The organism is Glutamicibacter sp. 0426, from assembly GCF_001906485.1.
Lineage (GTDB): Bacteria > Actinomycetota > Actinomycetes > Actinomycetales > Micrococcaceae > Glutamicibacter > Glutamicibacter nicotianae.
Genome location: NZ_MPBI01000003.1, coordinates 437,215 through 457,719, shown reverse-complemented (window position 1 = coordinate 457,719; position 20,505 = coordinate 437,215). Strand labels below are relative to the sequence as shown.

General features: G+C 61.7%; 21 protein-coding genes and 1 riboswitch. Of the genes, 15 read left to right on the top strand and 6 right to left on the bottom strand.

Annotated features, from left to right (window positions below):
- The first annotated feature begins 153 nt into the window (after positions 1–153).
- The 8 genes from BKX98_RS10445 (at position 154) to rplI (ending at position 6,789) form a co-directional block, all read left to right on the top strand.
- Positions 154–1,434, top strand: a complete 1,281-nt coding sequence (locus BKX98_RS10445; protein WP_073707166.1) for a M18 family aminopeptidase — start codon at positions 154–156, stop codon at positions 1,432–1,434.
- Positions 1,435–1,529: 95 nt separating this feature from the next.
- Positions 1,530–2,081, top strand: coding sequence for an LURP-one-related/scramblase family protein (locus BKX98_RS10440; protein ID WP_073707273.1), 552 nt, complete (start codon positions 1,530–1,532; stop codon positions 2,079–2,081).
- A 140-nt stretch (positions 2,082–2,221) separates the two neighbouring features.
- Entirely contained in the window at positions 2,222–2,713 is a 492-nt protein-coding gene (locus tag BKX98_RS10435; protein ID WP_038992774.1) for a helix-turn-helix domain-containing protein, read from the top strand.
- A gap of 109 nt (positions 2,714–2,822) precedes the next feature.
- A complete protein-coding gene (locus BKX98_RS10430; protein WP_233125345.1) occupies positions 2,823–4,919 on the top strand; it encodes an acyltransferase family protein in 2,097 nt (698 codons plus the stop codon).
- Between the two features lie 170 nt (positions 4,920–5,089).
- Complete coding sequence (rpsF, locus tag BKX98_RS10425) at positions 5,090–5,386, top strand: 30S ribosomal protein S6 (RefSeq protein WP_038992775.1); 297 nt, start codon at positions 5,090–5,092, stop codon at positions 5,384–5,386.
- A gap of 55 nt (positions 5,387–5,441) precedes the next feature.
- The gene (locus tag BKX98_RS10420) at positions 5,442–6,011 is read left to right on the top strand and encodes a single-stranded DNA-binding protein (RefSeq protein WP_013350684.1); all 570 of its coding nucleotides are present in this window, start codon (positions 5,442–5,444) and stop codon (positions 6,009–6,011) included.
- A 62-nt stretch (positions 6,012–6,073) separates the two neighbouring features.
- Positions 6,074–6,313, top strand: coding sequence for a 30S ribosomal protein S18 (rpsR, locus tag BKX98_RS10415; protein WP_013350683.1), 240 nt, complete (start codon positions 6,074–6,076; stop codon positions 6,311–6,313).
- Positions 6,314–6,330: 17 nt separating this feature from the next.
- Complete coding sequence (rplI, locus tag BKX98_RS10410; protein ID WP_038992777.1) at positions 6,331–6,789, top strand: 50S ribosomal protein L9; 459 nt, start codon at positions 6,331–6,333, stop codon at positions 6,787–6,789.
- Positions 6,790–6,969: 180 nt separating this feature from the next.
- Here the strand turns inward: rplI and BKX98_RS10405 are convergent, their stop codons facing one another.
- A complete protein-coding gene (locus BKX98_RS10405) occupies positions 6,970–7,335 on the bottom strand; it encodes an SPW repeat protein (RefSeq protein WP_073707165.1) in 366 nt (121 codons plus the stop codon).
- Between the two features lie 307 nt (positions 7,336–7,642).
- Here BKX98_RS10405 and BKX98_RS10400 point away from each other — a divergent pair, with 307 nt between their 5' ends.
- Together BKX98_RS10400 and BKX98_RS10395 are read left to right on the top strand one after the other, a co-directional pair.
- Complete coding sequence (locus BKX98_RS10400) at positions 7,643–7,948, top strand: helix-turn-helix transcriptional regulator (RefSeq protein ID WP_073707164.1); 306 nt, start codon at positions 7,643–7,645, stop codon at positions 7,946–7,948.
- A gap of 205 nt (positions 7,949–8,153) precedes the next feature.
- A complete protein-coding gene (locus tag BKX98_RS10395) occupies positions 8,154–9,671 on the top strand; it encodes an acetyl-CoA hydrolase/transferase family protein (protein WP_198934362.1) in 1,518 nt (505 codons plus the stop codon).
- A gap of 93 nt (positions 9,672–9,764) precedes the next feature.
- Here the strand turns inward: BKX98_RS10395 and BKX98_RS10390 are convergent, their stop codons facing one another.
- From BKX98_RS10390 to BKX98_RS10370, 5 genes are all read right to left on the bottom strand, one after another.
- Positions 9,765–10,823, bottom strand: a complete 1,059-nt coding sequence (locus BKX98_RS10390; RefSeq protein WP_073707163.1) for a sorbosone dehydrogenase family protein — start codon at positions 10,821–10,823, stop codon at positions 9,765–9,767.
- Positions 10,824–10,830: 7 nt separating this feature from the next.
- Positions 10,831–11,421, bottom strand: a complete 591-nt coding sequence (locus BKX98_RS10385; RefSeq protein WP_073707162.1) for a dihydrofolate reductase family protein — start codon at positions 11,419–11,421, stop codon at positions 10,831–10,833.
- A gap of 94 nt (positions 11,422–11,515) precedes the next feature.
- The gene (locus BKX98_RS10380) at positions 11,516–11,740 is read right to left on the bottom strand and encodes a hypothetical protein (RefSeq protein WP_233125344.1); all 225 of its coding nucleotides are present in this window, start codon (positions 11,738–11,740) and stop codon (positions 11,516–11,518) included.
- A 172-nt stretch (positions 11,741–11,912) separates the two neighbouring features.
- Positions 11,913–12,329 (bottom strand): PaaI family thioesterase, encoded by a 417-nt coding sequence (locus BKX98_RS10375; protein WP_083586744.1) that lies wholly within the window; start codon positions 12,327–12,329, stop codon positions 11,913–11,915.
- A gap of 15 nt (positions 12,330–12,344) precedes the next feature.
- Positions 12,345–13,952, bottom strand: a complete 1,608-nt coding sequence (locus BKX98_RS10370; protein ID WP_038992786.1) for an AMP-binding protein — start codon at positions 13,950–13,952, stop codon at positions 12,345–12,347.
- 237 nt (positions 13,953–14,189) lie between these two features.
- On the opposite strand from BKX98_RS10370, the gene BKX98_RS10365 reads away from it, so the two are divergent.
- From BKX98_RS10365 to dnaB, 5 genes are all read left to right on the top strand, one after another.
- The gene (locus BKX98_RS10365; RefSeq protein ID WP_233125343.1) at positions 14,190–15,119 is read left to right on the top strand and encodes a hypothetical protein; all 930 of its coding nucleotides are present in this window, start codon (positions 14,190–14,192) and stop codon (positions 15,117–15,119) included.
- A 13-nt stretch (positions 15,120–15,132) separates the two neighbouring features.
- Positions 15,133–15,363 carry a helix-turn-helix domain-containing protein gene (locus BKX98_RS17265; protein WP_233125342.1) on the top strand — a complete coding sequence of 77 codons (231 nt, stop codon included), beginning with the start codon at positions 15,133–15,135 and terminating at the stop codon, positions 15,361–15,363.
- A gap of 112 nt (positions 15,364–15,475) precedes the next feature.
- Positions 15,476–17,272: an NAD(P)-binding domain-containing protein gene (locus BKX98_RS10360; RefSeq protein ID WP_369826778.1), complete on the top strand. Its 1,797-nt coding sequence runs from the start codon at positions 15,476–15,478 to the stop codon at positions 17,270–17,272.
- A 287-nt stretch (positions 17,273–17,559) separates the two neighbouring features.
- Positions 17,560–17,677, top strand: a riboswitch (SAM riboswitch).
- 94 nt (positions 17,678–17,771) lie between these two features.
- Positions 17,772–18,272, top strand: coding sequence for a flavin reductase family protein (locus tag BKX98_RS10355; RefSeq protein ID WP_073707159.1), 501 nt, complete (start codon positions 17,772–17,774; stop codon positions 18,270–18,272).
- 856 nt (positions 18,273–19,128) lie between these two features.
- Positions 19,129–20,484, top strand: coding sequence for a replicative DNA helicase (gene dnaB, locus BKX98_RS10350; protein WP_038992790.1), 1,356 nt, complete (start codon positions 19,129–19,131; stop codon positions 20,482–20,484).
- Positions 20,485–20,505: the final 21 nt, after the last annotated feature.

Here is a 20,505-nt window from a genome sequence, read left to right as displayed (position 1 = left end):
CAGGTTGCCAGCGAGGCCGGAGGTCCAGTCGGACACCAGCAAATGTGGTTCAGGCTACTAAGCTGGGAGGCAACTCGACTTTTCAGGCGGGAACCAAAACCTGAAGAACCGTCTGACAAACATCTCTTGACAGAAAGAAGTGAGCAACCAGCCATGGCACAAGCCGCAGCAATGGCCCACATTGCAGATCTGGCCGAATACGTCGCAACCTCGCCATCGAGCTACCACGCAGCGGCCTCGGCCGCCAAGCGCCTGGACGCTGCTGGATTCACGGCGCTGGACGAGAAGCAGGCGTGGAACCTTGGCCCGGGCTCCTACTACGTGGTCCGCGACGGTGCGATCATCGCATGGGTGCAGCCAGAAGCTGCCACCGCGACGAGCGGTTTCCATATCCTCGGTGCCCACACCGACTCGCCGGGCTTCAAGCTCAAGCCGAAGCCGACCACCGGCTCCAACGGCTGGTGGCAGGCAGGAGTTGAAGTCTACGGCGGACCGCTGCTGAACTCCTGGCTGGACCGCGAACTGGTGCTTGCCGGCCGGCTGGTGCTCAAGGATGGATCCGAGCACCTGGCCCAGACCGAACCGATCCTGCGCATCCCGCAGCTGGCCATCCACCTGGACCGCCAGGTCAATGAGGGCCTCACCCTGGACAAGCAGACCCACACCAATCCGATCTTCGGCGCCGGTGACCTTGCGGATGCCGACATCCTGGCGATCCTGGCGAAGTCTGCAGGTGTCGACCCGGCACAGGTCGCCGGCTACGACATCCTGACCGCACCAGCGCAGCGCGGCGAGGTCTTCGGAGAAGGCAAGAACTTCTTCGCCGGCTCCCGCCTGGATAACCTCTCCTCGGTGCACGCAGGCCTGATCGCATTGATTGGACATTCGCGCAAACCAGCAGGCAACCGCATTGCCATGCTTGCCGCCTTCGACCACGAGGAACTGGGTTCCTCCTCGCGCTCGGGCGCCTGCGGCCCCTTCCTGGAAGAACTGATCAACCGCATCCAGGCATCCATGGGAGCAGGGGTTGAAGACACCGCCCGCGCGCTGTCGAATTCGGTATGCCTGTCTGCGGATGCCGGCCACGCGGTTCACCCGAACTACCCGGAGCGGCACGATCCGGCCAACCGCCCGCAGCTGAATGCCGGTCCGCTGCTGAAGATCAACGCCAACCAGCGCTATGCCACCGATGCGGTGGGTGCTGCCGCATTCGCCAACTGGTGCGAGGCCGCTGGAGTTCCCTACCAGGAGTTCGTATCCAACAACCGCGTACCATGCGGTTCGACCATCGGCCCGCTGACCGCAACCCGGCTGGGCATCCGCACCCTTGACGTGGGTGTGGCGCTGCTGTCCATGCACTCGGCCCGCGAGATGTGCGGCGTCGACGACCCATGGTACCTGTCCAAGGTCTCTGGCGAGTTCTTCGGAGCCTAGGGCATGGCATTGCGGAACGCCGGCCTTCGGGCCGGCTTTCCGTGTCCCGGCTCGAACCTCGTCCGACGCGCCTGATCGGTGGCATAATCGGCACCATGACGATCTTCACCCAGAACACGTTGATCTTCCAGCAGACGAAGAACTTCTCGAAGAACGACTTCGCGATTCTGGATTCCTCCGGGACGCAAATTGCCCACGTGGATACCGGCGGAAGCACGCTGGGGCGCATGTTCGTCGGGGCTCGCGAACTTACTGTCTTCGATGGTCCGGATAATCCGGTGATCGTCGTCAAGGACACGATGACCATGGGCCGCGATCGGTTCGAAATCCTTGACGGCAATGGTTCCCCGCTGGCCAGCTTGGTCAAGAGGATTACCTTCTTCAAGACGAAGGTTTCCATCTCGATGCTGGGAGAAGAGCTCGAGCTGCTGGGCAGCATCTGGGACTTCGACTTCCAGATCACCGGTCCCGGGGGAGTCCTGGGAACCGTGACCCGGGAATGGTCCGGAATGGGCAACGCGTTGATGGGGAAGTCAACCTACGCCGTGCGCCTGGCCGAAAACCTCACAAGGCAGCAACGCCAAGCAGTGATCGGTTCGGTGCTAGCGCTGGATTTGATCCGTGAAAAGCAACAGCGCAATTCCTGACTGAATCGAAATAGTCGCCGGCAGGAATACTTCCTTTTAGCAGGCCAATAACGGTTCTGAGGCGCTGTCGTGTTGCAGTCGGGTAACTTTCGCGTTGATGTCGTGGTGCTTTCGCAAAGCCATTGGCTAGCGTGAGTCCCATGAATGAATCACGCATCGCACAGCTTCGCCGCATCAAGGGCTGGACGCAAGAACGCCTAGCCGCAGAAAGCGGCATTACTGTCAGGACGGTCCAACGGCTCGAAGCCGGAAACGACGCGAGCTTGGAAACCATCTCCCAGGTTGCCAAGGCACTGGATGTGCCGGTTGGAGACCTCTTCACGAGCGTCCAAACCCCAAAGTTCTCTGAGGCCGTGGACGGGCTCGAAGCGCGAACCCAAGCGGATCAAGAACGCCGGGATTCGGTCACCAAGGGGATCCTGCTCGTGTTCCGCGGCGTGGGCATCCTGGTCACTTTCGGCACGGTCATCTTGGCAACCACCGGCAACTTCGGCTGGTACATCTGGTTGCTGATCCCGGTGTACTGGGGCGTCGGGAAGCTCCTGCTTGAAGCCGTCTTCCGGTTGAGCCTCGATCCCAAGCTTGATGCCAAGTACCCGCTATCCAGGGCGAATCGGAAACTACTGAGCTAGGGGCGGGCTCTGAAGCGGGAACCTCGGGCCGCTCATGAGGTTCCCACGGGTCGTTAGAGTGCCTGTTGCCCGTTGATAACCTGCCGTTTACCCCCTGCTGGTCTGATCAATGACTATGAGTTCGATTTCCCCGCAGGTCAAGAATTTCCGTCCGGAGATCCAAGCGCTACGCGCCTTGGCAGTTCTGCTGGTCGTGGCCTATCACCTTGAGCCATCCGTGGTTCCGGGCGGCTATATCGGCGTCGACATTTTCTTCGTCATCTCGGGCTTCTTGATTACCTCGCACCTGCTGCGCGAGGCCGAACGCACCGGCCGGGTCAGCCTCCCGAACTTCTTTGCCGGTCGAGCGCGGAGAATCCTCCCGGCGGCCATGCTGGTGATCCTGGCAGTGGTCGCGGCAAGTTTCCTGATCCTGCCCAAGACCCTGTGGGGCGAGTTGGGCACCCAAGCCATCGCCTCAGCCTTCTCGGTGCAGAACTGGGTGCTCGCCGCCGACTCCGTCGATTACCTGGCCGCGGACCAGGCTCCCGGGCCGTTGCAGCACTTCTGGTCCTTGGGTGTCGAGGAGCAGTTCTACCTGTTCTGGCCGCTGCTGGTTTTGGCCGCCTGCCTGATGGCCAAGCCGGGGCCGGACGCTAGCGGCACGGATGCTTTCGCTCCGCGGCGCCGCATGCTCTGGATCATGTTCGGGGCCACCACCGTTTTGTCATTGGGGTACTCGGCCTTTGCCGGCTATTCAGGCAATAGCGCCGGATACTTCATCACCACCACGCGCATTTGGGAACTCGCCGTCGGTGGACTGCTGGCCTTGGCAGTGCAGGCGCACGCCAACGGCGCCTTGAAGCTCCCGGCCTGGGCAACCAGCTGGCAGGCCAGGAACCTTGCCGTGCTCGTGGCCTTGGCAGCGATCTGCTTCGCTGCTTTCAGCTACGACGCACAGACGGTCTTCCCGGGCATCGCGGCCTCCATCCCGGTCCTTGGCTGCGCCGTGGTGATCGCCGCGGGCAGCACGCGGGGCCCTGGATCCTTGCATCCCTTGGTGAACTGGGCTCCCGTCCAGTGGGTAGGCCTCGCGTCGTATTCGCTGTACCTGTGGCACTGGCCGCTAATCGTGTTCTACATCGAACTGGCGGGCAGCGAGCCCGGGCCGGTGCAGTCGCTGGCGTTGCTGGCAGGTTCCCTGCTGCTGGCCTGGGCCAGCTTGAAGTGGGTCGAGACGCCTGCGCGCCACTTCCGCCCGATTGCCAGTTCGCCGGCCCGCTCCCTGCTTGCCGGGGCTGTGATGGTCGGGTTGGCGGCGTCCATCGCGCTCTTGCCAGGTGCCATGCAGCAGCAACTTGTGGCAAAGGAGCAGCGCGAGCTGGGTGCGATGATGCAAGACCCGCCAACCGGTTTCGGCGCGGCCTCCGTCGACCAGGGGGCACCGGCGTTCCTTGCCGGCCACCGGCAGGTAATCCCGCTGCCCGCGACGGCCGCCGAAGACCAGCCCGAGCTGGGGGATTGCGTCCAGGAGCCGAAGTCCACGCAAATCAAGGAGTGCGAATTCGGCAGCGAGGATGCCAGCTACACCGTGGCGCTGGTCGGGGATTCCCACGCCGCCCACTGGTTCGAGGCAGTCAGTGGCTACGCCCAGAGCAAGGGCTGGAAGGTCGTGACCTACCTGAAGAATTCCTGCCCGTTCTCCGACGCCCAGCGCAAGGCGGACCGGGATGGCAGCATCAACTGCGAAGAAGCCATCGACCAGACCATGGATGCGTTGACCTCGCGCGATGACATCAACGCGGTGATCACCGCGAACTGGGGAGGTGCCACATTTACTACCGACGCGGCACAGGGCTTGGCCTCGACGTGGTCCGGGTTGGAAGATGCGGGCCTGCCGGTCTATGCCATTGTCGATACCCCGCGTCCACCGGAGGATTCCTATGCGCGGGACTGCGTAGAGGAAAACGTGCAGGATCCAGGCAAGTGCTCCTTCCCTGAAGCGGGAGCCTACGAAAAGGGCGATGCCACCAAGCAGGCCGCCGAACTGGAACCGCGCGTCGAGGTGCTCGACTTCAGCGACTACTTCTGCGTGGACGGAACGTGCCCGGCAGTGGTGGGGAATGTCTTGGTCTACCGGGACAAGCACCACATCAGCGATACCTACATGCGCACCTTGGCCCCGATCTTCGGTGAAAGGATCGAGGCTGCCCTGGATTCCAAGTAGCCGGGCATGATCTAGGACACCAAGCCTTATGCAAGTTCGGGTCTCTCGGGTAGGATTGGAAGGTCTGTGCCACTGCATGCCCGAAAGTTGGGTGTCTGGTGCGCAGATAACGCAAGAACCTCCTGTTGCGGAAATACCGCGACCGTTTAGCCCAAAGGAGGTGGGTTCACATGCGTGCTTATGAACTTATGGTCCTCATTGATCCAGAGGTCGATGACCGCACCGTAGAGCCAACCATCGAGAAGTACCTCGAGGTTGTTCGCTCCAACGGTGGCACCATCGAAAAGGTTGATGTCTGGGGTCGTCGCAAGATGGCTTACGAGATCAAGAAGAAGGCAGAAGCCACTTACGTAGTGGTGAACTACACCGCAGAACCAGCCGCTTCCGCTGAGCTTGAGCGCCAGCTGAAGATCAACGAGCTGATCCTGCGCCACAAGGTCACCCGTCCGGAAGAGGCACGCGTTTAATTACGCGCAACCTTCCGTCGTAGGAATTAACGTTCAATCTTTCTAAGGAGAGTCAATGGCAGGCGAGACTGTTATTACCGTTATCGGAAACCTGACTGCCGATCCGGAGCTGCGTTTTACGCCGTCCGGTTCAGCCGTAGCGAACTTCACGATCGCTTCGACTCCTCGCACGTTTGACCGCCAGTCCAATGAGTGGAAGGACGGGGAAGCCCTGTTCTTGCGCGCATCGGTGTGGCGCGAAGCTGCAGAGAACGTTGCCGAGACGCTGACCAAGGGCATGCGCGTCATCGCCCAGGGTCGCCTGCGTTCACGTTCTTACGACACCAAGGAAGGCGAACGTCGCACCGTCATGGAGCTTGAAGTCGATGAAATCGGCCCATCGCTCCGTTTCGCGTCGGCCAAGGTCACCCGTACCCAGCGCTCCGGCGGTGGCAACGGCGGCTTCGGCAACGGTGGTGGAGGCTTCTCCAACGCACCGCAGCAAAGTGCCCCAGCGCAGGCTCCGCGTCAGCAGCAGCCGCAGCAGGGTGGCGGATGGAATGCTCCAGCCGCTGACCCATGGAGCACCGGCGGAAACAACGGTGGCGGCTGGGGCAACCCGGGCGCAGACGAACCACCTTTCTAAACAATATTTATTCACCATCCCGCAGATCACTCTGCGGGCTCCAAAGCTAAAGGAGCTCCACGATGGCTAAGGCTGAAATCCGTAAGCCCAAACCAAAGTCCAACCCATTGAAGGCCGCTGACATCACCGTCATCGACTACAAGGACACCGCACTGCTGCGCAAGTTCATCTCCGACCGCGGTAAGATCCGCGCTCGTCGTGTAACTGGCGTTTCCGTCCAGGAACAGCGCAAGATCGCACAGGCAATCAAGAACGCACGTGAAGTTGCCCTGTTGCCTTACTCCGGCGCTGGCCGCGGCTAAGGAAGAGGGATAGCAAAATGGCAAAGATCATTCTGACTCACGAAGTATCCGGTCTCGGTGCTGCTGGCGATATTGTCGAGGTAAAGAACGGCTACGCCCGTAACTACCTGCTGCCACGCGGCTTCGCAATCGTCTGGACCCAGGGCGGTGAGAAGCAGGTGGAGTCGATCAAGGCTGCACGTGCTGCTCGCGCTGTTGCAAACCTTGAGGAAGCTCAGGAACTTGCAGCCAAGCTGAAGTCCCAGCCGGTGAAGATCACCATCAAGGCTGGCTCGAACGGTCGCCTGTTCGGCACCGTCAAGACCACCGACATTGCTGCTGCCGTCGAGGCTGCCGGTCTGGGCAAGATCGACAAGCGCAACATCGAGGTCAACGACCACATCAAGTCGACTGGCAACTACACCGCAACCGTTCGCGTACACGAGGACGTTGTTGCAAACCTGCGCCTGCAGGTTGTAGCTGCTGCCAAGAAGTAAGTCTTCCAGACTCCGCTTCTGATCAAGAGGTGGCGTGCGCTCCGCAAGGAGTGCACGCCACCTCTTGGCGTTAACCCTCCGGGTCCAGCCAAGGTCGTGTCGCATCCGCCGAGTGCCGGGATTAACGCCAGATGGCCGCGATGCCAGGGCAACGCGGCCATCGATCGGGATTCCAGTTACTCAGTGCGCCATCCGGGATCCACCAGCTGCATGGTGCAGCTCCATGGCAGGGGAAAGCGCGAGCAGGCCGGCGACGATGCCGACACCACCGCAGATCCACGACATCCATGCGGCGCCGGCGAAATCGGTGAACGATCCCATCCACGGCGAAGCGAACAGCAGTGCGCTGGCGATGGCCAGTGCCCATTCCATGGAAACCAGGCGCGGCATCATGACGCTCCAAACACCGGTGACCACCATGAGCAAGCCGAAGACCAGCATCAGCGTCATCGAGGTGCTGGTTCCATCAAGCCAGGTGGTTGAAACCGCGGCAACAATACCTGCCGCAACGCCGACCCAGTCTTGCCACCGAGTCCATTTCTTCATTGCTAATACCTCCAACATCCATCGCAGAGGGCTCCTTGGTGGGAGTCGATTTAAATGTAGGTTCGCGGTTGCCGACGCACAATCCGATTTCGGGAGCATTTTGGTAAAGGCTTGGCCGTCATTGCCGTATTTCCCTCTGGCCACTTGGCGATGCCAGCCTGTTTCCGGTCCACCGCGGGTTTGCGCATAATTCACCAAATCGCCTTGTGAAAGGCGCGTCTTAAACGTTGGCATTGGATGCCCGGGCTCGTAGCCTCGAAGGTGAATGCGTTCTAAGCCAGCATGATCGAGAGAAACGGTGGAACAAATGGGTTTTGCGTATGCCGATCCTGAAGTCTTGACCGAGGCCCAACGCGAAGCTGTGGCTGAGCATCAGCGCCGTGTCCAGGTCGAGTCCCGGCGCCTGTCGTTGCGTGCACTGCGCGAAGAAGCAGAGCTGAGCCAGGTTGAGCTGGCCGGCGCGATGAAGCTGAGTGTCGACCGCATTGCCCGCATGGAGACCGGCGATCTGGATCGGGTCCAGTTGGCGACCTTGCGCCGCTACGCAGAGGCCATGGGCGCCCGCCTGCAAGTGCGGGCGATCCTCAAGGACATGCACGCCGAAATCGGCTAGCGATCCCAGTCGCCCGCAACAATTCCCACGCGGCTTTTCCCGACCGACCGGTCAACGCAAATTGGCCCCAGCTCGTCGATAAATATGCCACCCATCGCGCAGAAGCGCCCGGTGAGGTCTGAGTCACTGCGGCGAACCCGCTAAAGTATTCCGGTGAGATGCAGGTTATAGACCCGCATCACAAGGAAGTTCTAAAGGGGTTATTTTGCACGAACGTATTCACCACCGGGCCTTTGCTGATCGCTTGATGAGTGCCGAGCAGGCTGCCGAGTTCATCAAGCCGGGCATGACCGTAGCCATGAGCGGTTTTACCGGTGCTGGATACCCTAAAGCAGTGCCCGGGGCATTGGCTGCCCAGATGGAGCGCCAGCACGCTGCCGGCAAGGACTTCAAGATCAACGTGCTGACTGGCGCTTCCACCGCCCCTGAACTGGACGGCGTGCTGGCCAAGGCCGAGGGCATGAACCTGCGCCTGCCGTACATGTCCGACCCCGAGCTGCGCCGCCGGATCAACGACGGCAACATGGAGTACATGGACATCCACCTGTCCCATGTGGCCCAGCACGCCTGGTTCGGCTTCTACGGCAAGATCGATCTGGCCATTGTCGAGGTTGTCGGCGTCACCGCGGAGGGCGCCTTGATCCCTTCCAGTTCGGTAGGCAACAACAAGACTTGGCTGGAGATGGCCGACAAGGTCATCATCGAGGTCAACAGCCAGCAGTCCGCGGCCATGGAAGGCATGCACGACGTCTACTACGGCACCGCGCTTCCTCCGCACCGCAAGCCGATCGACCTGAGAACCGTGCGCGACCGCATCGGCCAGCAGTACATGGATGTCGACGTGAACAAGATCGTCGCCGTCGTGGAAACGGACGCCCCTGACCGCCTGAGCCCTTTTGCGCCTGTGGATGAGACCAGCGAGAAGATCGCCGATCACCTGCTGACCTTCCTGGATTCCGAGATCCGCGCCGGACGCCTGTCCGAGAAGCTGCTGCCGCTGCAGTCGGGCGTGGGCAATATCGCCAACGCCGTGCTGGCCGGCCTGTCCCGCGGCGGCTACAAGGGCCTGACCGCCTACACCGAGGTCATCCAGGACGGCATGCTGGAGCTGATCAAGGACGGCACCATCGAGTTCGCCTCCGCCACCAGCTTCTCGCTGTCCTCGGAGGGCATCGAGGAATTCAACCGCAACGTCGACCACTACCGCAAGCGCATCCTGCTGCGTGCCCAGGAGATCTCCAACCACCCGGAGATCATCCGCCGCTTGGGCTGCATCGCGCTGAACGGCATGATCGAGGCAGATATCTACGGCAACGTGAACTCCACCAACGTGCTCGGCTCGCACGTGATGAACGGCATCGGCGGCTCGGGCGACTTCGCGCGCAACGGCTACCTGTCGGTGTTCATGTCCCCGTCGACCGCCAAGGGCGGCAAGATCTCCGGCATCGTTCCTTTTGCTTCGCATGTGGACCACACCGAGCACGACACCATGATCCTGATTACCGAGCAGGGCCTGGCCGACCTGCGCGGCCATTCGCCCAAGCAGCGTGCGCAGATCGTCATCGACAATTGCGCCCACCCGGAGTACCGCCCGATGCTGCAGGACTACTTCGACCGTGCCTGCAAGGAGAGCTACGGCAAGCACACCCCGCACCTGCTGGGCGAGGCGCTGTCCTGGCATGAGCGCTTCCGGCAGACCGGAGACATGCGCCCGGCCAACTAGGCTGGACTGGATCAGATGGCGGAGGGCCGGCACCATGGTTCCGGCCCTCCGTCATTTCCATGGGATCCGGCCGCAGGGACGGCTTGGCGGAGATTATCCAGTGGGTGACTGCGGAACGAGCTTGATGCCCAGGATCTGGTCATCCTGCGGGGTCGGGTTGCCGCGGCCGTCGGTATTGCTGGTCAAGACCAGCAGGTCCCCATTCTCGGACAGCAAGGCATCGCGCAGCCTCCCATGCTCTCCCTCCAGCAGTTCTGATTGGCTATCGGGTGAATCCAGGCTGACGCTGCGCAGGAGCGCTCCGCGCAGGTTTGCCAGGTACAAGGTATCGTCGACAATCGCGATGCCGCTGGGGCTCGCCTCGGACGGCGCCCACTGCGCGATCGGATCAGTGTACTGATCCGTTGTGCCGCCGGATCCCTCGACCAGCGGCCAGCCGTAATTGCCTCCGGCCTCGATGATGTTCAACTCGTCCCAGGTGTTCTGCCCGAACTCGCTGGCATACATGGTCCCGTCCGAGCTCCACGCCATGCCCTGCACATTGCGGTGCCCGTAGCTGTAGACATAGGTTCCTGAGAATGGATTATCGTCCGGGATGCTGCCATCCGGTGCCATGCGCAGTATCTTGCCGCCCAATTGCTGGAGGTCCTGGGCCTGCTGGGGGTCCGCCGCGTCCCCGACGGAGGCATAGAGCATGCCATCGGGCCCGACTGCCAGCCGCCCGCCATTGTGGATGCTCGCCGACGGCAAGGCGGAGAGCAGCGTGCGCGGTGCCGAGAGCGAAAGGCTTCCCGTGGTGCCCTGCACGGTGAACTGCTGGATGCGGTTGCCTGATTCCGTGGTGGAGTAGGCGTACAGCTGATCGGGGGCGAGGAAGGCCAAGCCGAGCAACCCGCCTTCGCCCTGGGCTGCCACGCCATCGACCCGAGCGACTTCCTGATGCTGCCCGGAATCCAGGATTTCCACGATGCGTCCCGAATCCCGTTCGCTGACCAGCAAGCTGCCTTGGGCGTAGACCATTGACCAGGGGGCTTCCAGACCGGTGGCCAGGGGAGTGGGCGTGCTGGCAGGCTGGTCGCTGGCGGTCGGTGCAGCGCACCCATTGAGCAGGAGCATGCCAACCAGCGTCCAAGGAAAGAGGATGCGAGGCATGGTGCTGCTAGCTGTGTGCTGGTTGATGGCGCGTCGGACGATAGGTCAACTCCTGGATCCGGCCGTCCAGCAGCTTGGAATCGACAAGTTCCAGGTCGTAGTCGTCCACCCCGCCAAGTACAGGAGCTGAGCCGCTGTGCCCGGTCAGCACGGGGAAGATGGTCACCTGGATGAAATCGACCAGGCCTGCCGCGAGCAGGGAATGGTTCATGGCGAGAGAACCGTGGGAGCGCAGCGGCACATCCGAGGTTTCCTTCAGCCGCGCGACGACTTCCAGTGCATCAGCGCGCTCCAGTGTGGGGTTGGGCCAGTTCAAAGGCTCTTCCAAGGTGGTGGAGATGACGGTGGCGGGCTTGTCGTGCAAGGCTACGCCCCACGCGTCTTCCACCTCGGGATTCATTTCGATTTCTTCCCAGAAGCGGCTGAAGAGGCGGAACGTGTTGGCTCCGAAGACTACTCGGCATGCTGGCGTATACAGTTCGAGCCGATGGGCCAGCAGCTGAGGCCCTTGCTTTCCCCAATAGCCGCCCCAATCGCTTCCGGCACTGCCGAAGCCATCAAGGCTGCTGAACACATCGAAGGTATAGGTCGCGCTCATGGCGAACCTCCTGGAGCTCGGGCGTTAGATGCCACCTACCGTACGCAGGTGCTCGCAGAGGGAAAAGCAGTGACGCGGGATTCTCAGGGAACCGTTATGGACCCTGGACCACGGTGACCACGACGGATAGCAGTTGCACAACCAGCAGGCCGAAAGCCAGCGAGATGAGCGCCCATCCAAAGCTCTTCTTCAACGCGGCCACGATGCCTCCCAATAAGCCAAAGGCAGTGGGCAGGAGGAACATCCAGAGTGGTTTTGCCGTCCCCGTGTCTGCCCAGTCAATGAGGGCCAGGGCAGAAGCAAGCGCCAATCCCATCATTACCCAAGTCCATAGCGGACATTTGCCGACGAGTATATTTGCGGAGACCTTCAATTGCGCACCTTCTTCCCGCCTTTGCCACTACTGCATCTGTGCATTGCGGGCGCACTACATGAAATGCACGCTCACTGTGCTGGACATGATGCGCATCTTATGAATCTTCTGCTTGACGTCATTCCTTGGGCAAGTCCACATTCTGGGTACGAAGCTGGCCACGGGAGAGCTGCTTGCCGGTGGCTTCATCGGTGATGATGACCTCCCAGAGCTGCTGGGTGCGCCCTTGGAACAGCGCGGTGGCGATCACCTGGACCCGCGCCCCGGTGGAGGGGCGCAGGAAGTCAGTGGCATTGTGCACTCCAACGGCGAATTGCCCGCGTTCGGCCACCGCATAGCTGGCGCCAACCGACCCTGCACTCTCGATCATCGAGGCGTATACGCCGCCATGGACCACGCCCCACGGAGTGTGGTGGTTCTCGTCCAACTGCGCGTGGGCACGTACTTCAGTGGCAGTGATTTCATCGAATTCCAATCCGATGCTTGCGCTGAATCGGCTGGTCTTGTCAGGAATCCGTGGTGCTGGCTTATCCAATTACTGGTCCTTGAGCTAGTTCGTCGTGCTGTCTTCAAGCGCCTGGGCGCGCAGAACATTCTTCTGCACCTTACCAGTGGAGGTGCGCGGCAGATCCTGCGGGAAGACGATGGTGCGCGGCACCTTGAATCCGGCCAGCTTTTCGCGGGCGAAGCCAATCAGGGTTTCGGCATCCAGGGTGGATCCGCTGGTGCGGATGACATAAGCCACCGGGCGCTCGCCCCATTTCTCGTCGGCGACGCCGATGACTGCAAGGTCCAGCACTTCTGGGTGCGATGCGAGGGCCTGTTCCACCTCGATGGTGGAGATGTTCTCGCCGCCGGAAATGATGATGTCCTTGGCCCGGTCGCGCACCTGGATGTAGCCGTCCGGGTGCATGACGCCGAGGTCGCCGGTGTGGAACCAGCCGCCATGGAAAGCTTGGGCGGTGGCGGCGTCGTCGCGGTAGTAGCCGATCATGACGTTATTGCCGCGCAGCACGATTTCGCCCATGGTCTGCCCGTCCGCCGGGACATCGTCCATGTTCTCGTCGACAATGCGCGCGGACTCGGCGGTGATCATGCCAACGCCCTGGCGGGCGAGCTTCGCTGCCCGGGCCGGCCCATCGAGCTCATCCCACTCATCCTGGTATTCGCACACCGTGTACGGCCCATAGACTTCGGTCAGGCCGTACACGTGGACTACTTCGATGCCCAGATTCTGCAGCTTGGAGATGATGGCCGGAGATGGCGGAGCGCCAGCGGTGGTGATCCGCAATGGCGCATCAAGCTGGTGGGCGCGGGTGGAGTCGGCGATGATGGAGCAAACGGTCGGGGCGCCGCACAGGTGCGTGGTCCCCAGATTCTCGATGGCGTCCCAGACCGCATCCTCGCGCACGCCGCGCAGGCACAGGTGGGTTCCTCCTGCTGCGGTAACGGCCCATGGGGTGCACCATCCATTGCAGTGGAACATCGGCAGGGTCCACAGGTAGCGGGTCTTGGCGGTGAAGCCCTGGTGGTGCGCTTCGCCCAAGGAATTCAGGTAGCTGCCGCGGTGCGAGTAGAGCACGCCCTTCGGCTTGCCGGTGGTGCCTGACGTGTAGTTGAGGGTGATCGGCGCCCGCTCGTCGGCTATGGCATAGGGAAGCTTCTCATCCGAGGCTTCTGCGAGCAGCTCGTCCAAGGTGGCGTCCACTTGCACTTCGGGACGCGGTCCGGAGTACTGGTCATCGGTGATTTCGATGAGCGCCTCCAGCGTCGGGTTCTCCCGGCGCAGGGTCTTCGTATTCTCCAGCAGCTCGGTGTCGGCAAGCATCAGCTTGGTAGCCGAATGATCAATGATGTACTGCAGCTCGTGGGCCGAAAGGCGGGTATTCAGGGCAATGAGGACGCCGCCAGCCAGCGGTACGGCGTAATGCGCCATGAGCATTTCGGGAGTATTCGGTGCCAGCACGGCCACGCGGTCGCCCGGTTCAATGCGCGCCTTCAGCGCCTGGGCAAAGCGGTGCACGCGTGCTTCGAGTTCCGCGTAGGTGTAGCTGCGAGTTCCATGGATGACGGCGGTCTTCTTCGGATAGGCCTCGGTTGTGCGCTCAAGGAAACGCAGCGGGGTCAGTTCTGAATGGTTTGCACGGGTCATGACCATGGGGTGACGTCCTTTGTTCTCTGTTACTGTTCCGCTGCAGCCGGGTTCGCCGGCTCGGAATATGGAGTGGATCACACTGATTCATATCGTGGCATGAAACTGCAGTTCTATCTACGAAACGAAGTTTCATTTCGTTGAATGGATGCATTGCAGCGCCGAATGCACAGCAGTGGCGCTGGCATGCAGGAAAGGACTGCAAGTCTTCCCCTAGACCAGGATGCATGCCATTCTCTAAGCATGACACCTGTCCGCACTCCTGCTGCCCAGAGCCTGCAAGCTGCGCTCGGCGCCGGTGTGGATCCACTGGGTTACGCCCGGCAATTGCTGCCCTTGCATCGCGCCTGGTCCGAGGGCGCGCGCATCCGGAGCGAGGTGCGTCCGGTCATTGCGCGCTCCTGGAAGCGGGCTCCGGGCCGCGGTGGAGAATCCAGGTTGCTACCGGAGGACGAGCTGGCTGCTCGCCGGCGGGGCAACCAGGAAATGTCGATTCTCGGCCAACTGCTGGGCGACCGGCTCCTGCCCCTGGCAGGGCAGGCAGAAAACCAGCTGGTCATCACCGACGGGGAAGGCTACATCCTCTCGGTGCGCGGCCCGCGCGCCGTGCGCCGGCAAAGTGACGGTATCGGCTTCATTCCTGGAGCGCGCTGGCGGGAGGCGGATGTGGGAACCAATGGCATCGGCACGGTTATGGTCGACCGGATTCCCATTCAGGTCTTCGGCCCGGAGCATGCCCGCGAGGAGCAGCATGCCTGGGTGTGCACCTCGGCGCCGATCGTCAACCCGGCCACCGGCGCCTTGGCGGCCACGGTGACTCTGGCTGGGTCCTTCCGTACCGCGCATCCGCACACCCTCGCGCTGGTTTCCGCGACCGCGCGGGAGGCCGAGGGTGAGCTACTGCGGCTGCACCAGCTGGAGCTGGACGAGCTGCGCAGTGCCGTGGATGGCCCGGGCGGACGCTACGTGCTGGTGGATGGGCATCTTGCCGTGGCCGCCAGCCGAGGATTCGACTGCCCGGCACGCCTCCCTGTGCCTGGGGGGGCTGCAGGAGGGCAACGTCTGGGTACGCGGTCTGGGCGCCATGCACGCCGCACCGGTCCCCGGGGGATGGTTACTGCGTCCCGTTGCGGAGCGGGTAGTGCTGGAACTGTGCTCCGGCCCGGTGCCTAAGGTGGTGATCAGCGTGGGCTCGGAACGCACCGAAGTGCCCCTGGGGTGGCGGCATTGGCAGATCCTGGAGCTTCTAGCCCGTCGGCACCAGGGTGTCGATGCGGACGGGCTCGCTGAGCTGTGGCCTAGGCCCGTGAGTGCGGTGACGGTGCGCGCCGAGGTGTCACGGCTGCGTGCCAAGCTCGGCGGAATCATCGCCGCGCGCCCATACCGGCTGACCGTGCCGGTGGTCTTCTCCTGCTGACATCGCGCAACCTTTTGCAACCCTTTCTTCTTGTGATCCACGTCATAATCTGGATTCCACGCGGCAGGGCACCTGACGCACCAATTAGACGGTTCCAGAAAGAAATGAAGTGATGACGATGGCCGAGAACTCCCCGGAAACCCAGGCACGATCATGGCTGGCGAAGCTGCAGCAGGCGTTGTCGGCCAGTGATTCCGCCGCCGCAGTGCAAATGTTCGGCGAGGAATCCTACTGGCGCGACCTGACCTCGCTGACTTGGAACCTGCATACCGCGGAGGGGCGCGACGGCATCCAGTCCATGCTGCTGGGCATCGATGCCGGGGCCTGGCCGCGCAACCTGCAGGTGACCAACGCCACGGAAGCCGAGGGCGTCATCGAGGCCTGGTTCACCTTCGAGAACGATGCGGTGCAGGGCAAGGGCCTGTTCCGGTTGCGCGACGGGTTGGGCTGGACAATGCTGTCCACCGCGCAAGGACTGCGCGACTTCCCCGAGCCTTCCGGGGCGCGCCGCGAATTGGGGGCGGACCACGGGGCGGACATGGTCTCGGAGAACTGGCTGGACCGGCGGAAGAAGGCCCAGGAATCCTTGGGAATCACTGAGCAGCCCTATGTCCTGGTCATCGGCGGCGGCCAGGGCGGCATCGGCCTGGGTGCGCGGCTGAAGCGCATGGGCGTGCCCGCGCTGATCATCGACAAGCATCCCAAGCCCGGCGACCAGTGGCGTTCGCGCTACCACTCCCTGGCCCTGCACGACCCGGTCTGGTACGACCACATGCCGTATATCGAGTTCCCCGACCACTGGCCGGTGTTCACCCCGAAGGACAAGATGGGGGACTGGCTGGAGTGCTACACAAAGCTCATGGAGCTGGACTACTGGTCCCTGACTGAGGCGGTGGGCGCACGCAAGGACTCCGAAGGCGAGGGCTGGATCGTCGACGTCATCCGCGGCGGCCAGCCGCTGACCCTGCGCCCCACCCATCTGGTCCTGGCCACCGGCATGTCAGGCATCCCGAACCTGCCGCAGTACCCGGGGCAGGACATCTTCGCCGGCGAGCAGAACCACTCTTCGACCCATCCTGGCGGCGAGGCCTACCGGGGCAAGAACGTGGTGGTGATCGGGTCGAACAATTCAGCTCACGACATCTGCGCCGACCTGGTGAACAACAGAGCGAAGCCGGTCATGGTGCAGCGCTCCAGCACCCATATCGTGCGTTCCGAATCGCTGATGAAGACCGTGCTCGGCCCGCTGTACTCGGAGGAGGCGCTGGCCAACGCGATCGACCACAATACCGCGGACTTGATCTTCGCCTCGATCCCGTACAAGGTTCTGCCCGAGTTCCACAAGCCGGCCTTCGCCCAGATCCGCGAGGATGACGCTCAGTTCTACCAGTCGCTGACCGATGCCGGGTTCGATCTGGACTTCGGGGACGACGACTCGGGCCTGTTCCTGAAGTACCTGCGCCGCGGTTCGGGCTACTACATCAACATCGGCGCCTCGGAGCTGGTGGCCGATGGTTCCATCGCCCTTGCCAAGGGAGAAGTCTCGCACCTGACCGAGCATTCCGTGGTACTGGCCGACGGCACCGAGCTGCCCGCCGATGCGGTGGTCTACGCGACCGGTTACGGCTCCATGAATGGCTGGGCCGCGCAGCTGATATCCCAGGAGGTCGCCGACGAGGTGGGCAAGTGCTGGGGACTGGGGTCGGGCACCACCAAGGATCCCGGACCGTGGGAGGGGGAGCTGCGCAACATGTGGAAGCCGACCAGGGTCAAGAACCTGTGGTTCCACGGCGGCAACCTGCACCAGTCGCGCCACTACTCCAAGTACCTCGGGCTGCAGCTCAAGGCCCGCTACGAGGGGCTGGACACCCCGGTGTACGCACTCGCCGAAAGCTTCCACCGGCTCTGAAGCGCGGAAGTACCTGAGGTTTCCCGGCCCGCCTGGACCGTGATTGGTCCGGGCGGGCCGAGGCTCGTTGCCAACCGGCAGAACAGGTACTGGGGGCCGAACCGGTCAGGGATTCCGTTGCAAGCCGCTTCCTCAGCATTAAGGCGAGCAGGACATGATGTGTGGCGAACAAATGAGCGATTGCGACCAGAAATGACCGCGGTTCACCGAATGAATGACGGAGTATTTCGATTTAAGAAGTGAATTGTTTGACGCTGCTTCGTAATCACCCATATTGTTTTAAGCAGAATCAAGAGCATCAGCTATAAGCCCTGGCTTGCTGATCGGCAACCCTCTCAACGGTAGTGGGGTGCTCCAGGTGAGGATTCGGTTCCACGCAAAAACGTGCTGGAACAAGTACCGCACACGGCGCGGAACTCCAACTCTGGCGGCTTCGAGAAGCAAGAAGCTCCGGCGTGCGGACTACTGCGCGGTGGGCAAGACCCGAAGGAATCGAGCCATGTCATTGAATCTTGAACTTGACCCGTTGACCCTGCGCAAGGTTTTCGCTCAGCATCCGTCAGGCGTAGCCGCCCTCTGTGCAGAACTGGATGGCGAGAAGACCGGCATTGTGGCTTCGTCATTTACCGTGGGTGTTTCCCTCGAGCCAGCACTGGTGATGTTCGCCGTGCAGAAATCATCGAATACGTGGCCAAAACTGCGCAACGCTGGCCGCATCGGCGTTTCGGTGCTCAGCGAACGCAATGAAGGAGTGTGTGCTCAGATCGCGTCGAAGAACGGCGACCGATTCCGCGGGATCGACACCTATTCCTCGGAGCAGGGCGCACTGTTCATTAACGAGTCCACGCTGTGGCTGGAAACCTCGATTTACAACGAGGTCGAAGCGGGGGATCACTGGGTGATCTTGATGGAAGTGCACGGGCACCGCATCTCGAAGCACTCACCGCAGATCTTCCACGATTCGCGCTTCCATTCACTGCCGGTTCCCGAGCTCGTCTAAGCCCTTCTGAACTTCCAAAGCTTCGGCCAGATCAACGTATTGATCTGGCCGAAGCTTTTTTGATTTCGAGGCCTGCGGAATCACTTTATCCTTGCGCCAATCTGAAAACTAGGCGCGATGCCTCTTGATCTCCGGGCGCACCGGCAGCAACCCTGGACTACATGCAGCCCATGCACTGCGGGCAAGTTCGACGTGTAATTGCACTTCCACTGCAGCTGATTGCGGAGGTAAATCGGCGGCAGTGCGCCAAGAGCCCAGTTACGGCTTCAAATTCACGCAACGCCACGTCGGCGACATCAAGTTATCCACGGCCCTGAGCGATGAAATTCTTGTCGGTTGTGAACTACTTCGGGCTCGGAGTCTTGATAGCGAACAATAATCCGTGGTGACTAAGGGTTTTGCAGAATTAACAGTATCCACAGTGTTATCCACAAAACTGTGGATGAAGTGTGGGGAAATGTGAACAAAGGAGCAAAAACCCCGGAAACTGGGCGATTGTGGGTGTTGATAACCTCGATGTGGTTGGCATGACCTTCAATGAATTAACTTTCTTTCCACAAGTGTGAAAATGCAAACAGCCTAGTCAATCGGTGTTACCGGTGTGTAGAGTGGGGTAATCCACAGGGTTCTCCCCAGACTGTGAACAGGGGAGTCCACAGGTAGCGGTGTGTTATCCACATATTCTGTGGATAATGAGGTTTACGCCTGTTAATAACAGCCCTAGTGTTGGCTTCGGGAGAGAAATATCCACAGGCGCTTTACAGCTAAATGTCCGTATCGACTGACATGATGAAGCGTTGCCATGAGGGCAAGGAGAATTTTCCCAGCGGGTCAATAGGGGATGGAAGTGTCTGCAATGAGTGCTGAGCCGGTTTACGAAGGACGGGAATCCGACGCAGGGCGCAAGCCGCCACAGGATATCGAGGCCGAAATGTCGGTGCTCGGCGGCATGATGCTTTCCAAGGATGCGATTGCCGACGTCGTTGAATCCATCCGCGGCACCGACTTCTACCGTCCCTCCCACGAATCCATCTACGAGGCAATCGTTGACCTCTACGGCCGCGGCGAGCCAGCCGATGCGGTCACCGTAGCCGACTTGCTGACCAAGCGCGGCGAAATCTCGCGCGTGGGTGGCGCTGCCTACCTGCACAACCTCATCCAGCAGGTTCCCACTGCGGCGAATGCCGGGTACTACGCAGAAATCGTGCGCGAACGCGCAGTGCTGCGCCGGCTGGTTGACGCCGGTACGCGCATCGTCCAGATGGGCTACTCGCCGGATGGCGAGGTCGACGCAATCGTCAACGAAGCCCAGGCCGAGGTGTACAAGGTTGCCGAGAACCGCAGCAGCGAGGACTACGTGCGCCTCTCGGACATCATCGAAGACACGGTCGACGAGATCGAGAACGCGGCCAACGCGGGCGACGGCATCACCGGCGTGCCCACCGGCTTCTACGAATTCGACGAGCTGACCCAGGGCCTGAAGGGCGGCCAGATGATCATCATCGCTGCCCGTCCCGCCGTCGGCAAGTCGACCTTCGCGCTGGACTTCGCCCGTTCGGCTGCCATCAAGCACAACATGGCCACCGTATTCTTCTCCCTGGAAATGGGCCGCAACGAAATTGCGATGCGCCTGCTCTCGGCCGAAGCGTCTATCCAGCTGCAGGACCTGCGCAAGGGCTCGGTGGAAGATGCGCAGTGGACCAAGATCGCCACGACCATGGGCCGGCTCAACGAAGCCCCGCTGTTCATCGACGATTCGCCGAACATGTCCATGATGGAAATCCGCGCCAAGTGCCGCCGGCTCAAGCAGCGCAACGAGCTGCGCATGATCATCCTCGACTACCTGCAGCTGATGAGCTCGGGCAAGCGCGTGGAATCGCGCCAGCAGGAAGTCTCGGAGTTCTCGCGTAACCTCAAGCTACTGGCCAAGGAGCTCGACGTGCCGCTGATCGCGCTGTCGCAGCTGAACCGCGGATCCGAGCAGCGCACCGACAAGCGGCCCATGGTCTCGGACCTGCGTGAATCGGGTTCGATCGAGCAGGACGCCGACATGGTCATCCTGCTGCACCGCGACGACGTGTACGACAAGGAAAACCGTCCGGGCGAGGCCGACGTGATCATCGCGAAGCACCGTGCAGGTCCGACCAAGACCATCACCGTGGCCTTCCAGGGCCACTATTCGCGTTTCAATAACATGTCCAACGAGGGTTAGTCCCAGTCAGAACTCATATGG